Here is a 15,164-nt window from a genome sequence, read left to right on the forward strand (position 1 = left end):
TCTCAATGGGATAGTGTGGAGGCGGCGGAAATGCCGGGCCGGGAAGTTTCGGCGGGAATGAAGGAACGAAGAACGCTTTTAGGTATGCCGCCGGCCGCCATCAAGCCGCGTTCGGCGGCCGTCAGGACTTGGGCCATGGCCTGGAAGCGGATCACATCGCCCGATTCGCGGTGTGCGGCCACATCTACGGGCCTGCCGGTTTTTACAGCCTCCGCCACCTGTTCGAAGCTGAACCGTTCAGTTCCTGTCAGCCCCAATTGGCGCCATCCCTGGCCTGGAAGAAAGGCCAGCGGCAGGACACCCATGCCGACCAGATTCGCCCTGTGGATCCGTTCAAACGATTCTGCGATGACTGCCCGCACGCCCAGCAGTGCCGACCCTTTTGCGGCCCAATCGCGGCTGCTGCCCGTGCCATATTCTTTACCGGCCAGCACAATGACGCCGCGCCCCTCGCGGCGATAGGCCTGGGCCGCGTCGAATATGGTCATTTCCACGTCGTCGGGAAAATGGCGCGTCAGGCCGCCTTCGGTCTCGGGCATCAAGGCATTCTTGATACGGATATTGGCGAACGTGGCGCGAGCCATGACTTCGAAATTGCAGCGCCGCCCCACATAGCTGTTGAAGTCGCGCGGCTGAATGCCGACAGCCAGCAGGTATTGACCGGCCGGCGTTTCACTGGGGATTTCTCCACCCGGTGAAATATGATCGGTGGTGAGCGAATCGCCGAACGCGGCCAGCACGCGGGCTTCACGCAGATCGTCGGCAAGCCGTTCGAGCGCATTGTCGTCGGGCGTGCCTTCAAAGAACGGCGGCTCCACCAAGTAGTGGGAGGACGGATCCCATGGGAAGCGTTGGCCGGTCGGCGCCTGCAGCTCATGCCACATCGTGGCGTCGAAATTGGCGGGATCGTAAGTGGCGGCGAACAATTGCTGCTGCCGGGCGACGGGCAGCAGTGCGGCAATTTCGGTCGGTGATGGCCACAAGTCGCGCAGATAGACCGGATTGCCATTGGCGTCGCACGCGAGGGCTTCGTTTTCGTAGTCGATATCGATCCGTCCCGCCAAGGCATAGGCGACCACCAGTGGCGGCGAGCCGATGTAATTGGCACGGATCATCTTATGGATACGACCTTCGAAATTGCGGTTGCCCGACAAGACAGCAGCGACCACCAGCTTTTGCGCTTCGATTTCCTGGACGACATCCGGGTCGAGAGGCCCGGATTTCCCGCCGCAAGTCGTACAGCCATAACCAATGGTATGAAAGCCCAGGGCTTCGAGCGCCGGTGTCAATCCCGCCTGATCCAGATAACGGGTGACGGCGCGCGAACCGGGTGCCAGCGAGGTCTTGACCCATGGTGCCGCTTTCAGCCCACGCGCAACGGCTTTTTGCGCGAGCAGCCCGGCGGCCAGCATGACGGAAGGATTGGAGGTGTTCGTGCACGATGTGATGGCGGCCAGCACGACAGAGCCATGACGCAAGGAGGGTTCCGGCAATGTCGAGCCGGGGGCTGCCGCTTCGGCGGCGAAGCCGCCCTGGCCCTGCGGGGTATGCAGCCTGGAGCGGAAATCGGCCGGTATGTCGCCGACGGCAAGACGATCCTGGGGCCTGCTCGGACCCGCCAGGCTGGGCACGGCCAGGCCGAGATCGATCTCTATCAGGCGCGAGTAATGGGGTTGTTCCGAACCGGGGAGGCGAAACAGATGATTGGCGCGGCAATAAGCCTCGACCGACTCGATGTGTTCGGCTGTACGACCGGTTGTACGCAGATAATCGATGGTTTGACCGTCGACGGGGAAAAAGCCGCAAGTGGCGCCGTACTCGGGCGCCATATTGGCGATCGTGGCACGTTCCGGCACACTGAGATCGGCTACGGCCGGACCGAAGAATTCCACCATGTTGCCGGCGACGCCGGCTTTGCGCAGCATTTGTGTAACCAGCAAGGCGGCATCGGTGGTCAGGGCGGGGGCGCGTACCACTCCCGTGAGCCTGACGCCTATCACCTCCGGAATGGGAAAGGTGTAAGCATGGCCCAGCACCGCCGCCTCGGCGTCAATGCCGCCGACACCCCAGCCCAATACGCCCAGGGCGTTGATCATGGGGGTGTGGGAGTCGCCGCCGATGACGAAATCGGGATAGGCCCATGTGCCGTCGGCACGGTCCGTGCATGAGATTACCGGAGCGATGTGCTCGAGATTGACTTGGTGGATGATGCCGGTGCCGGGGGGAAATACGCGCACTCCGTTGAAAGCCTGCTGCGCCCATTTCAGGAAACGGTAGCGTTCTTCATTGCGTTCAAATTCACGATGCAGGTTGCGCGCCACGGCGTCGGGACCCGCCCAATTGTCGACTTGCAAAGAGTGATCGACGATCAGATCCACGGGGATGCGGGTATCGACGGCCTTTACATCGCCATGGTGGCCCGCGACCGCATCGCGCAACGCCGCAAGGTCTTGCAGGACAGGCAGGCCGCTGGAGTCGGGCAGAATCACGCGGGTGACATACAAAGGCAGGTCCACACCGGTGTTGTCGCGCCAATTCAGCAAGGCCTGGATTTCGCCGATGGCGACAGGGTCGCCCCACGCACGGTGCCTGCACAGATTTTCCAGCAATATTCGAATCACATAAGGAAAGGCGGCGATGTCCTGGCCTGCCGCCTCTGCCTCGGAGGCAATGCCGGCATAGCGCAGAGTGCGATCGCGGATGGAAAGCGTGGCAATCATGGCGGGCTACTCGATGACAGGAAACAGTGAAGACTCGGTCTTTATGGGATACCTGAATTTCATTATTGACTACGCACGATTAAAATGTCGACACTTTTATAGAACTGTTTAAAATACTAGGGCAATCTCAGCAAGCCTATTGGCTCTGTCTTTACGGCATAGATACGAGTATATGTTATAGAAACCCCTCAATAACTATATAAAATATAGGTATTTTCCCTTAATCTGGAGCGCGGCCTTATAGGATACCCATTTTTTATTTCGCCGCTGTCTTGCCTAAAAAGTTGACACAATTCATAGGTGGCTGATAATCTGTTAACACTATGACTCAATCTCAAACTACTCTGGTGCGCAGTGGCGATTCCCAGGAACCGCTTTCCGAGCGGGTGTTCGGGCAAATGCTGGACGCCATATATCAGGGCCGGCTGCCGCCGGGCAGCATCATCAATGAAGTAACGCTGGCGCAGGAGTTCGGTGTCAGCCGCGGACCGGTGCGAGAAGCGGTTCGCCGGCTGCAAGGCATTCAACTGGTAACGCGCGAGCCTTATGTCAAAGCGCGAGTGGTTTCTTTGTCGGGGCAATCGGCACTCGAGCTCTTCCAGATGCGCATGGCACTTGAAGGGGTTGCCTGCAATCTTGCGACCCGACGCATGAGCGATGCTGAAATCGCAGCGTTGTCGTCGGAGCTTGAACGGGACCGGCAGCTTCAACTGGACGGTAACCGGACCGATATGCCGCGCGTGTTCGATTTCCATGAGCGCATTGTTCATGCGAGCGGCAACCAACGGATTATCAATGCCCTGTGCGGTGATTTGTACCATTTATTGCGCATCTATCGACGGCATTCGGGTACCGTGCTCGAGCGCAAGCACGATGCGTACGCAGAGCATTGGCAGATTCTCAGGGCTATCAAGGCGCGCGATGCCGATCTGGCTGAATCCCTGATGCGCTCGCATATCGGGCGGGCGGCGCAGCATCTGTCGGAGCATCTGGTCGAGTCGGATTTCTCTTCGGGTCGAAGAGCCTGAGTCCCCGGCGACGGGGTATGCGGCGCAAGCGCCGAATAGGCCGAGCCCCGGCGTCTTGCTGACAGCATGGCGTTTTCAGCAGACTTCCTATTTTTTCTCATATCAGAATGAGCCCCAGCTACATTTCAGGAACCAGTTCATGACCAGTAACCCCCGCAAATTCCGAGAGCTTCTAAAGAACGAGGCGTTTATTGTTTCGCCGGGCGTCTATGACGGCTACAGCATTCGCCTGGTCGAGGCCGCCGGCTTTAAAACCGCGGCCACCAGTGGAGCGGCCTTATCCAATTCCCTGTTGGGCGTGGCCGATATCGGTGTCATGGGCCTGGCTGAAAACGTGAATCACTGCCGCAACCTTGCCCGCTCGGTATCCATTCCACTGACTGCCGATGCCGACACGGGCTATGGCAATCCGGTGAACGTATTCCATACTGTGCGGCAATTCGAAGAGGCGGGCGTCGCGGGTATCAATCTGGAAGACCAGGTCAGCCCCAAGCGTTGCGGCCACATGCCCGGCAAAGATGTCGTCAGCCTGGCTGAAATGGTCAAGAAAATAGAGGCTGCCTGTCTGGCCAGGCGCGACGATGACTTTGTCATTATCGCCCGCACAGACGCTATTGCGGTCGAGGGCATTGACGGGGCCGTCAAGCGTGCCAAAGCCTATGCCGCCGCAGGTGCCGATATGCTGTTCCCCGATGCGGTACGCACCGAAGACGATATCAAGCGCCTGGTCGATGCGGCGGGGATTCCCCTTAGTGTCAACATGGGGTTCGGCATCCGCTCCCGTCCCACGACGCCGATCATTCCTATTCCACGGCTGAAAGCCATTGGAGTCAAGCGCATCAGCTTGCCTCGCATGTTGCCGGCCGCCGCGATCCATGCCATGACCCAGGCGCTGAAGCTTATGCAGGAAGTGATCACAACCGGACAGCCGATCGACCGCCCCGATTTGCTGGTGGGAATCGAAGACATCATGAAGCTTATGGGCTACGAGGAAATGCGCGAGCTTGAGAAGCGCCTTACTACCCTGGATCCTGAACCCTTTTGAGGTCGCGGCTTTCTAGGCCATAAACCGATATGAATCGGTGTTCCATTTTTTATTTTTCATAAATCGGAGACAAAAAGATGAAATGTTCTACCAGGCAAGATGATTCGACAATGGGTTCCCGGATGCGCCGGGGATTTATCAAGGCATGTTGGTTGTCGGCGACGCTGCTGGGGCTTGGCATGACGGCGCAGGCTTCGGCGGAGTCCGCAGCCAGCTTCCCCTCGCGGCCGGTCACTATTGTGGTGCCCTTTACACCGGGAGGCCCGACCGATATCGTGGGTCGGTCGCTAGGCGCGGCGCTATCCAAGAAATGGGGGCAATCCGTGATCATCGAGAACCGACCCGGTGCGGGCGGCGATATCGGTTCGGCCATGGTTGCTCGCGCGAAGCCTGACGGTTACACGCTAATCCTGGGCGTAACGGGCTCGCACGCGATCAACAAATGGCTCTACAAGTCGCTCCCCTATGACCCCCAGAAAGATTTCGAACCGGTCAGCCTGGCGGTAATCTATTCCAACGTCATTGTCGCCAACCCCAATTTTCCCGCCAACAATCTGCAAGAGCTGATTGCCTTGGCGAAGAAAGACCCCAACAAGTACAGCTATGGATCGGACGGTAACGGCACGGCCAGCAATTTGTCCATGGAACTGCTGAAGGAACAGGGTAAATTCAAACTCGTTCATGTACCCTACAAGGGCAGTTCACCTATGCTCAATGACGTGATGGGCGGCACAGTCCCGCTGGGTATTACCGGACTGCCTGCGGCCCAACCCATGATCAAGGCGGGGCGACTCAAAGTCATCGGCCTCACCACGGCTCAGGACTATAGCGGTAATCACTACCCTACTATTGCCAGCCAAGGGTTTCCGGGATACGACATCGCCCCCTTCTCGGCTATCTTTGCTCCCAAAAACACGCCTCCCGCCATCGTTGCAAAGATCTCCGCCGACATGGCCGATGTCTTGAACCAGGCCGATATGAAAGACAAAATGGCCAAGCTGGGCCTCAAGCCAATGCCGACAACGCCCAAGCAAACTGCGGATTTCCAGGCCAAGCAGATCGAGCAATGGGAGAAAGCCGTCAAAATTTCCGGCATATCGATCGATTAAGGAAGCAGTCCGTGTTCGCGCGCACGACTGAAGTCGAATTCGGCGCCGAGGTGGATGTGCTGGTCATTGGGGCGGGCGGTTGTGGTTTGACCGCGGCGCTTGCAGCAAGCGCCGCCGATCCGAATGCCTCCATCGCGGTACTGGAGAAGGCCGATCGCCTACAGGGAAACACGCTGCTCTCCAGCGGCTCGATTCCCGCCGCGGGCACACGGTTCCAGGTCCTGGCCGGCATCCACGACACCGCACAGGATTTCCTGGACGATCTGGCGCGGGTGGCTGGCCCCCACCAGGCGCAACCTCTGGCTCGTCGGCTTGCCGAGGTTTCCGCCGAACTGGTGGAATGGCTGGTCGATGACGCCGGCGTCAGTCTGACGCTGGTGGAAACGTACAAGCACATCGGCCACCGCCGGCACCGCTTGCACTCGCCGCCATCGCGTCGCGGAGAAGATCTGCTCAACGATCTGGCACGCACCGTAGAAGCGCGCCAGATCCCCGTGGCCATGGGCAATCGTGTCGTCGATCTTGTCGTATCGAACCAAGGAGCGGTGTGCGGTGCAATAACCCGAAGCAAGGACGGTAGCGGCACCACTGTGGGTGCTCGCGCCGTAATACTCGCGACCAATGGCTTCGGCAACAACCGGACACTGCTGGCACGTTATTGCCCGGAACTTGCGCAGGCACCCTACGGCGGCTCCATGGGCAGCGAAGGGGAAGCCATACGCTGGGGCGAAGAACTCGGAGCGGACCTGGTCAATATGGCCGCGTACCAAGCCCATGCAAGCCTGGCCGATCCGCACGGGTCGCTGGTAACCTGGACCGTGATTGAAAAAGGCGGAGTTGTCGTCGATAGCGATGGCCGCCGGTTCGGCGATGAGAGCATGGGTTATTCGGCTTTCGCCGCGCTGGAATTGAGGCGCGATGGATCTTTCTACGTCATTGCCGATACGCGAGTACGGGACGCTACGGCTGCGGGGCAAAGCGAGTATGCCGGACTGGTCGGTAGTAACGGGGTGCTGGTATCCGATAGCGCCGCGGCCCTTGCCCGACGCCTGGGCATGGACGAACAAGTTTTCGCTCGCACACTGGACGCAGCGGCTGGCGCAGCGCAAGGCCGGATGGCCGACCCGCATGGCCGTCTCGACTGGGGTTTGGGCCCGCTGCATGCGCCTTACACGGCCACACGCATCGGGCCTGCGCTATTTCATACGCAGGGAGGTCTGCGCGTGGACGACGATGCCCGCGTTCTGCGCTCCGACGGACGTCCCATTCCGGGTTTGTACGCGGGAGGTGGCGCCGCCTGCGGCATCAGCGGCGTGCGTGGAGGCGCTGGATATATGTCCGGCAACGGTTTGCTGGCGGCGCTGGGGCTGGGCTACCTGGCAGGCCGCGCGGCGATTCAGGATATCCGCTGAAGAAATGGCAGGTGCGGCGGCGCCGCTGTACCGAGCCTTTGGCGCGCCTTTTGGCGAACTGAGGTCTGCTTGAGCATTGCGGCACCAAGGACCAGAAATAAAGTCTGTCCGAAATGAGAGGGGAAGATACTCGGAACCGCCCGTACACGGTGTGTTCTTGGCGCCTTCTTTCGCTACACGAGTATCCGCCGACGGGTTAGGAAGCCAGCTCGGCCGAAACCAGCGCAACAAAGGCAAAGCCGATAGCGACGCGCGACAGGCTACGCCCGATGGCGCTCGCGATGACGCCGGCTCTGGCCAGCTCAATGAACTTCTTCAACACCGCATACGGATCTGGCACCAACTCAGGTTGATCCACGACATGCGCTACGCCATACCATGCAACCGCAACCATGAAGGGCGAGCATAGTGCCAACATCAGCTTGTGGGAAGGAGCTGCGGACATTTCTACTTTGCCTTGACACCAAGAACCATGAAACCCGCCTGAGCACTAGCTTGGAGGATTATTCAGGGCCGCCTAATTACGTTGAATGATTTATTTAAAAGCGGATTTATGATGTTTTAAATCAACCACATAAGGCCGTGGAGGGCCGCCCTGTGTATGTATGCACCGATTGACGCCGCCCAGATGACTGGGCGGCGGCTACGGTTGTATATCTGGCGCAAATAGAAAAACATCCGAGTATTACTTCATTTTCCTATTTGTAGCTGCTGCACACCCACCCTCGTACGCCACCGCCTAACCATATACATCGTCAGTTGACCCACCACCAGCAACAGCGATATTCCAAGAAACACGGCACTGATGCTCGGGCTGCAACGCGATGCTAAAGCCAAACAGCAGATTATGCAGAGCAAGCTCCATGGCTACCCCCCTCCACCCAGAATAGGAATTTGCACATTGAGGAGCCACCAGAAAACCACCACCGCCACCACGCACATAATAAGCGCAACAACGGCCGCCGCCTTGACGGTCATGGTCTTGTCTCCCAACTCAGAAATAAATACAACAGCAAAGGTGGCTGGCAATAAGCCGGTGTACATAACCAGAAAGATGAAAGCCAGGATACTGCCTGCAATGCAAAGCCAACCGCGCCACTCGGGCCGCAGCTCCTCATCACTGGCCATATTATGGTGGCCAAGCCCGCGCACCACAATTACGGCACCCGTTACCGTCATCAGCACACCAATAATAAGTGGATAAAACCCCGCTCCGGTACTCCCCAACGTACCGATGCCATAAGTTGATCCATCGATTGCTGAAACAAGCCCAAATAGTATTATCAGGATCGGGGACCCACCATTCGGTCGCTCGATGAACTCATCGCTCCCTAACCAATTCCACTGCCGCGAACGTTAAAAATGGGGGGACTACCATCTCATCGCCCTATGCTGTTTCGTCAGTGGGCGCATCTTCTGGCTCACTATGGCTCATCGCTCTGCGCCGAGAGCGCCGCCCGAGGTGGCATTTACCACAAGCAAGAGACTCGTCCTGAGCGAGCTATCCCGACAGCGGCGCACGCCATTATCGCACCAGTCCCGTCTGGTAGACTACCTTATTGCCTGGCCAAGCTTGGCGGCTATCTGGTGCGGGCTCACGATCCTCCTCCGGGCAATCTGGTGATAGGGCGGGGAATGCGTCGGCTTGGCGACCTCCTGCTCAGCGCACAGATGGCCAAGAATTGTGGGTGATTGCAAGGTTTACCGGACCCTTACGGACCGAAGAGGTTTTTGGCGATACTTTGCTTCAGCACCTGTGGTGTTACAGGTGGTTGATTGTCAACGCCAGTTTAAAACTGACTCACAGTGGGTCAGTATTACATCGGCGCTAACAGCTACGGCCCAGCGGACGTTTGTTCATCGTCGATTCCGTTCGGCGCGTAAGGCCTGCAAAATCAAGTCTTTGCTCATGCACGAATCCATCGGCTAGCCTCTTGACTAAAAAAGCTTAGACGGCGCTGGCTTAGTGCCATCGACCAAGCGTCCATAGCGAAACGGGCTTGGGTCGACTACGGGGTGGTCGTTGTTGATCAGATCTGCGGCAAGGCGGCCGGCACCCAGACCGATTCCAAAACCATGGCCACTATAACCCGTAGAGATAAATAATCCAGGAACCTCTTCTACGTAAGAAATGACCGGCACGGTATCTGGGGTGCTATCTATACAACCGCCCCAGGAGCGCGCGACACCAATACCTTTTAATGCCGGGAAAGCCCTTACAAACGCAGCCATAGCTTCTGAAACCAGTCTTGGATCAGGGTCTGGGTGAAGAGTTCGAATCTCCTCGAACGGCGACCGCTCATCGAAGTTCCATCGCCTAAAAGCCTCGGGCCCCTTCAAAAAAGACCGGTCGATCCGAAACTTCAACCCGGCACGACGCTCCCTTAAGGTAGGTAAGAAATTAAAGCCGTATCGTAAACCCTGTGGACTGATTCTTACCGTGCCCCGTCCCCCCAAACCTAATGTGTATCCACCATCCAACCTACGCCGTATGGCCACACCCGGCAATGACAAGGCGCCGTTAACGATCTCTGGGGCGGGCCCTGTGCACAGAGCAGTTCCGTAGACGACCGCCTGCGGAAGCGCAATATGATGGCGTCTACAGAACATAGACGACCATGCACCCGCCGCACAGACTACAGTTTGCGTCTTTACAACCCCTCGCTCAGTCACGACGGCATGCACGCGGCCGGCCGCCAGCTCAAAACCTCGAACCGCACATCCCTGAACCAGTTCAACACCAAGTTTGCAGGCCGCCTTGGCCAGAAGAGGGACTGCGATACTGGGCTCTGCTCTTCCGTCTGTAGGGCTAATCACACCTCCAAGCCAGATTCCGGCAGCCCCGCAGGAGGCTGCCCTAGCCTCTTGCGCACTTAACATCCTGCTGTCGACGCCGAAGGATCGGGCCCTCGACACCCAATCGGACCAAACCGTGATATCGGAAGGTTTGTCCGATAGGTAGGTAATTCCTGTTGGACGAAAGCTACTGTCTTCACCCAGCTCGTCCGTCAATGCAGCCCAGCGCTCCATGCTAAATTTAATCAGTGGAATCTCTCGTTCGTCCCGATTTTGCTTGCGACACCATCCCCAGTTTCTACTGGACTGCTCACCAGCCACATAGCCTTTTTCCACCAGCAACACTGAGAGGCCTTTACGCACCAGCTCGTACGCTGTCGCGACGCCGATAATGCCCGCCCCCACAACGGTAACATCCACTTTTTTCGGCAAGCTACCATTGCTGTCAACCGACAAGCAATCCACCCGGCTATGCACAATTAACCTCCATTCGGTCGGTACAAGAATTAGCCACTACAACGTCTTGCTAAAAGCTCGCAAATGCTTAAGATTCCGGACGGGAGTAAAAGAAGGCATGGTACAACCCGGTGCAAGTACCCACCGCCTGTCCCCCATCTGCTGTTTCGCATCACAGACCTCTGCTTCAATTTGCGGCAGTGTCATCTCCTGTATCGTTGTCTCATCCACCCCTCCCATTAAAGGCTTATCGGTTAACCGGCAAAGCTCCTTCAATGAAGGGTTAGAGGAGTAGCACGTCGATACGCTCAAGATTTCGTGGGGATAATCAAAAGCTCGACTCACCTGCAAATGGTGACCATGTGCATGTAGAACACGCACCATACCTTCTGCCGCGTCCAGTACCCTGGATGCAAACGGCTTTTGAAACGTCTCATGCAGTTCATCCGTAACACCCCTCGATTGGCCAAAAGGAATGGCTCCATTAATCGATAGGTAAATACCATCTATCCCCAAGCGTTTCACGCATCGGACATAGTCACACATGGTTTCGGTAACCGCCTCAATCGCGCTCAATGCAAGTTTTTCATTAGAAAAGAAATTCGCACTTTGCTCATACCCGATATTTCGCAAAATTTGCTGATAGGGCTCAAATACCGTTTCCAGGATAGGCACGTCGTCGCCTACCAACGCACGCAACCGCTCCAGGCAATCAAGCTGCTTGGCAAAGCATGGCGTATCCATACTCAGTCGCGAATAAGACGAAAACGCTTCAGGATTAGTCAACGATACGACGCCTTCCGGGACTGGATAGCGATAATCGTTCATGACTTTGAGAATGTCCCAATCGTAAGCGCGGAAAAATTCATAATGTAAATTGGCTACTTGCTCCGGGCTTAAATGATCGGACTGGAAATGAACCCAAGCCGTTACTGGGGGCCGATCAATTTCGGTGCCATGAGCAACCGCCATAAAACGCTGTTTCTTATTCATAAACATAGCTCCAGAATACTTCCTCATTGTCGATGATCAGGCACTCATCTCTGATAGGGCCGCTTTAATTCTCTTTCGTAAATCAATCCCCGGCGAAATCAACGGCAAGCGCACTGAACCATCAGAATGGCCTGTAAGTTGCAAGGCGGCTTTTAGCGGCCCCGGGTTCGTTTCCTCGAACAAAACGTCTAGCAGCGGCTTAAGGCCACGATGAATATCCAAGGCTTTTTGAAAATTATTTTCCTGTAGATTTTGATGCAGCCTGCACCATGCATGAGGTATCAGAGTGGGCGATGCCAGAATCCCGCCACGCGCCCCCAACGCGACATGTATCGGATAAAGAAAATCATCACCGGACAGAACGCTAATGGCATTACCTGCGCTTTCTATTACCTTTTGAAAATGGGCCACATCGGTGTCGCAGGCTTTCATACCCTTGATCAGGCCCGCATTTGCCAACCGCCCAACTGTTTCAGGCGACGTATGAACGCCCGTCCTGCCAGGTATGTCGTATAGCAGTAAAGTGGCGCCGTGTGTATCCGCCGCGTAGTTTGAAAAGTAATCAAATATCCCCTCCTGAGACGGGAGGACGTAAAACGGCGCAACAAGCAGCAACGCGTTGGCGCCTGCCTGTAAAAATCGCTTACCATGATCAAGCGCCTCGGCATAACCCGGTGACAATATCCCTGCCACGACAGGAACACGACCGGCAGTTGATCGCACAACAGCTTCGACAACCCTGTACCGCTCGTCTGGCGACAGCGCTGTATATTCACCCGTCCCGCCGACCGGGACTATGCCGCTAACATCGCTGGCAATCAAACGATTAACCAACGCATCTAATGCCTCATAGTCGACAACCTTTCTCATCTTAAAAGGCGTCGTTATTGCCGCGTAAATCCCATGCAGGTCAGTGACACAGAGTTGGTTCTTCATAAACATATGTCCTTAGGCTTTCAGTTCAAGGTCTTTAGAATTTTTCCGGGGTTCAGCACATTGGAAGGATCCAGTGCATTCTTCAAACAACGCATCAACCGAACCTCGCTATCAGTTCGAGCCGCCTCCAATTTCTCGACATGGAGCAAGCCAATGCCGTGCTCGGCGCTGATACTCCCCCCCATACTTAGTGCGCGGTCATACACTATGTTGTTAACTTCAACTACCTTGCTCGCTTGCTCACCCGAATCGAAACCGTTCCACACATCGTGGGAATACAAGACGATATAGTGCAGGTTTCCATCGCCAACGTGGCCAACAATCAGTTCAATACCCGCAGCCATCAGCCCTTCCAAATCATGACGCACCGCTTTACAAAACTCGGGAATGCGTGAAATAGGCACCGAGATGTCATGAGATATGCTCTTGCCTTCCTTCACATTCACGTCGGACACGCTATGGCGCAGTCGCCAAAACGTTTTTGCTTGAGCGCCGTTGGCCGCCACGGCGGCGTCAGCAATAAGAGCTTTGTCGAATGCATCTTCTAGCGCACTCTCGAGCAGGGCGTTAAGCATCGCCTGCGATCCGGTGTCGCTCAGCTCTACCAAAATAACCCAGTCGTGTGGGCTGTTCAGTGGCGGGTTTATTTGCGGCTGGTGGCGATGAACCAAGTCAAGCTGCGTGCGTGATATCAATTCAAAACTACTAATTCGATCACCACACTTCTCCCGCATCGCGGCATGAAGCAATATGGCGTGTTCCACGCTATCGATCCCCACCCACGCCGTCGATACTGCGTCAGGTTTCGCAAAAAGCTTTACGACCGCTGCCGTAACAATACCAAGTGTTCCTTCAGTGCCTATAAACAGCTGCTTCAAGTCGCAACCTGTATTGTCCTTTCTCAATTTGCGTAAGCCATTCAAGACAGAGCCATCGGCAAGCACAATCTCCAACCCCAACACGAGATCCCGCATCATTCCGTAGCGCAAAACAGCAACGCCACCCGCATTTGTGGAAATATTTCCTCCTATCTGGCATGAGCCTTCACTACCAAGGCTAAGGGGGAAAAGCCTTCCCGCCTCACTTGCAGCCTGCTGAGCCTCAATCAACGTGCATCCCGCTTCCAAGGTCATAGTCTGGCCCAACAGATCCAGCTCACGAATGGCATTCATCCGTGAAAAATTCAGTATGATCGAGCGACCAGAGCCAATCGCCAACGCCCCGCCGCTAAGCCCCGTATGCCCACCTTGCGGGACAATGGCAACTTCGCTCTGATGGCATAACCGAACTACCGCAGCCACCTCGGCAGTGGAAGCAGGAAAAACGACGGCAAGGACATTGGCGCTCCGGTTTCCCCACCAATCCATCAAGTAAGGGGCCTTTTCCCCCTCCTCGATCAGACAGTGTGAAGGATTAACCAAACCCTTTAACGCATTCAAAAAATGATTCATGACCCCTCAGTTAGATAGCAACCCACACTCAGACCGACACATGCAGCCCCCAGCGCCTAGCGCAAATACTCGCGGCCCAACATATTCATACTTGGGCAACCAACAAGCTGTAACGCAATATGCAATTCGTCCAAGAACAATTTCAATACATCCCGCGCCCCTTCCTTACCATTTGCTGCCAGCCCGTATAACGGCGCCCGACCAGTTAATACGGCACTGGCACCAAGAGCCCGTGCTTTTACAATGTCTTCCCCGCGCCTGACACCACCATCGACAAAGACTTTCATACTGTCTCCGATCTGTGCCGCAACCGCCTCCAGCCCATCAATCGGGGGTGACACTCCAGATAACTGCCTCCCGCCATGATTGGACAAGACAATTCCGTCAAAACCACACTGTTGAGCGCGACGTGCGTCGTCTTCCGACTGAATGCCTTTTAAAACAATAGGACCCGTCCACGCATCGCGCAGCCAATCCAGGCTATTCCAAGTAAGGCTTTTATCCATGGCTCTGCTAAGGACACCTGCATGGGCCAGAAGGTTAGGCTGTTGGCCGAGGCTACGTGCGATATTGACCAACTGTGGCGTGCCATGCGTCAACATTTGGATAGCCCAGCGGGGATGCCTCAATATGTCATCAAATAGACGCCAGCTTGGGCGAAGAGGGAGTCGAAACTCATTATGGATATCATGGTCACGCTTACCGTGAACTGGCACGTCCACCGTCAATACCAGTACTGAGTAACCAGCATTCTTTGCCCGAGCAATGAGGCTAAGCGTAAGCTCTCGGTTCTCGTGCACGTAAAGCTGGAACCAAAGCGGGTGATCCGACACTGATTTTCGAACATCCTCCAACAAATCAGTTGCAGCGGTAGATAATACGAAAGGCAACCCTTGCATTGCACACTCTTTCGCCAAAATACTATCCGCATCCGGCCAATAAAGCCCATTTAGCCCTGTAGGTCCAACGATCAGCGGTGCAGAATATCGATGGCCGAATAAGTCAATGTCGGTGACTACTTTTGTCACGTCCACCAAAACTCGGGGCCTTAGCTGCAATCGCCGAAACGCATGCACGTTGTTTTCTAGCGAATCGCCATCCCCCGCTCCTTTGTCCAAATAATCAAAAGCCAACTTTGGCAGGCGCCACCGCGCCCACTCTCGATAATCTGACACACTGGCACACTGCACTGCGAATACCTCATCTACACTCAGCAAT

The 15,164-nt window shown here is 56.0% G+C and carries 12 protein-coding genes; 4 read left to right on the forward strand and 8 right to left on the reverse strand.

The annotated features are described in order from the left end of the window. Positions 1-2 precede the first annotated feature (2 nt). Positions 3-2,720, reverse strand: a complete 2,718-nt coding sequence (acnA, locus tag EDC26_RS16395) for an aconitate hydratase AcnA (RefSeq protein ID WP_132584621.1) — start codon at positions 2,718-2,720, stop codon at positions 3-5. A gap of 323 nt (positions 2,721-3,043) precedes the next feature. On the opposite strand from acnA, the gene EDC26_RS16400 reads away from it, so the two are divergent. The 4 genes from EDC26_RS16400 (at position 3,044) to EDC26_RS16415 (ending at position 7,314) form a co-directional block, all read left to right on the forward strand. Further along, positions 3,044-3,748 (forward strand): GntR family transcriptional regulator, encoded by a 705-nt coding sequence (locus EDC26_RS16400; protein ID WP_132584623.1) that lies wholly within the window; start codon positions 3,044-3,046, stop codon positions 3,746-3,748. Positions 3,749-3,887: 139 nt separating this feature from the next. Further along, on the forward strand, positions 3,888-4,793 hold the full coding sequence (locus tag EDC26_RS16405; RefSeq protein WP_132584625.1) for an isocitrate lyase/PEP mutase family protein: 906 nt from the start codon (positions 3,888-3,890) through the stop codon (positions 4,791-4,793). Between the two features lie 77 nt (positions 4,794-4,870). Then, a complete protein-coding gene (locus tag EDC26_RS16410; RefSeq protein ID WP_165931058.1) occupies positions 4,871-5,902 on the forward strand; it encodes a Bug family tripartite tricarboxylate transporter substrate binding protein in 1,032 nt (343 codons plus the stop codon). Between the two features lie 11 nt (positions 5,903-5,913). After that, a complete protein-coding gene (locus tag EDC26_RS16415; protein WP_243700951.1) occupies positions 5,914-7,314 on the forward strand; it encodes an FAD-dependent oxidoreductase in 1,401 nt (466 codons plus the stop codon). A 196-nt stretch (positions 7,315-7,510) separates the two neighbouring features. Here the strand turns inward: EDC26_RS16415 and EDC26_RS16420 are convergent, their stop codons facing one another. The 7 genes from EDC26_RS16420 to EDC26_RS16450 form a co-directional block, all read right to left on the reverse strand. Further along, on the reverse strand, positions 7,511-7,759 hold the full coding sequence (locus tag EDC26_RS16420; protein WP_132584629.1) for a hypothetical protein: 249 nt from the start codon (positions 7,757-7,759) through the stop codon (positions 7,511-7,513). Positions 7,760-8,181: 422 nt separating this feature from the next. Further along, the gene (locus tag EDC26_RS16425) at positions 8,182-8,631 is read right to left on the reverse strand and encodes a tripartite tricarboxylate transporter TctB family protein (RefSeq protein ID WP_132584631.1); all 450 of its coding nucleotides are present in this window, start codon (positions 8,629-8,631) and stop codon (positions 8,182-8,184) included. 621 nt (positions 8,632-9,252) lie between these two features. Continuing rightward, positions 9,253-10,566 carry an NAD(P)/FAD-dependent oxidoreductase gene (locus EDC26_RS16430; RefSeq protein ID WP_243700952.1) on the reverse strand — a complete coding sequence of 438 codons (1,314 nt, stop codon included), beginning with the start codon at positions 10,564-10,566 and terminating at the stop codon, positions 9,253-9,255. A 57-nt stretch (positions 10,567-10,623) separates the two neighbouring features. Continuing rightward, a complete protein-coding gene (locus EDC26_RS16435) occupies positions 10,624-11,559 on the reverse strand; it encodes a uroporphyrinogen decarboxylase family protein (protein WP_165931059.1) in 936 nt (311 codons plus the stop codon). 36 nt (positions 11,560-11,595) lie between these two features. Next, positions 11,596-12,495 carry a 4-hydroxy-tetrahydrodipicolinate synthase gene (gene dapA, locus EDC26_RS16440; RefSeq protein WP_165931060.1) on the reverse strand — a complete coding sequence of 300 codons (900 nt, stop codon included), beginning with the start codon at positions 12,493-12,495 and terminating at the stop codon, positions 11,596-11,598. A gap of 20 nt (positions 12,496-12,515) precedes the next feature. Further along, positions 12,516-13,946 carry an FAD-binding oxidoreductase gene (locus tag EDC26_RS16445; RefSeq protein WP_132584639.1) on the reverse strand — a complete coding sequence of 477 codons (1,431 nt, stop codon included), beginning with the start codon at positions 13,944-13,946 and terminating at the stop codon, positions 12,516-12,518. A gap of 56 nt (positions 13,947-14,002) precedes the next feature. Further along, a complete protein-coding gene (locus EDC26_RS16450; protein ID WP_132584743.1) occupies positions 14,003-15,136 on the reverse strand; it encodes an alpha-hydroxy acid oxidase in 1,134 nt (377 codons plus the stop codon). Between the last annotated feature and the right edge of the window lie 28 nt (positions 15,137-15,164).

The sequence above is a fragment of the Paralcaligenes ureilyticus genome (genome assembly GCF_004346225.1).
GTDB lineage: Bacteria > Pseudomonadota > Gammaproteobacteria > Burkholderiales > Burkholderiaceae_B > Paralcaligenes > Paralcaligenes ureilyticus.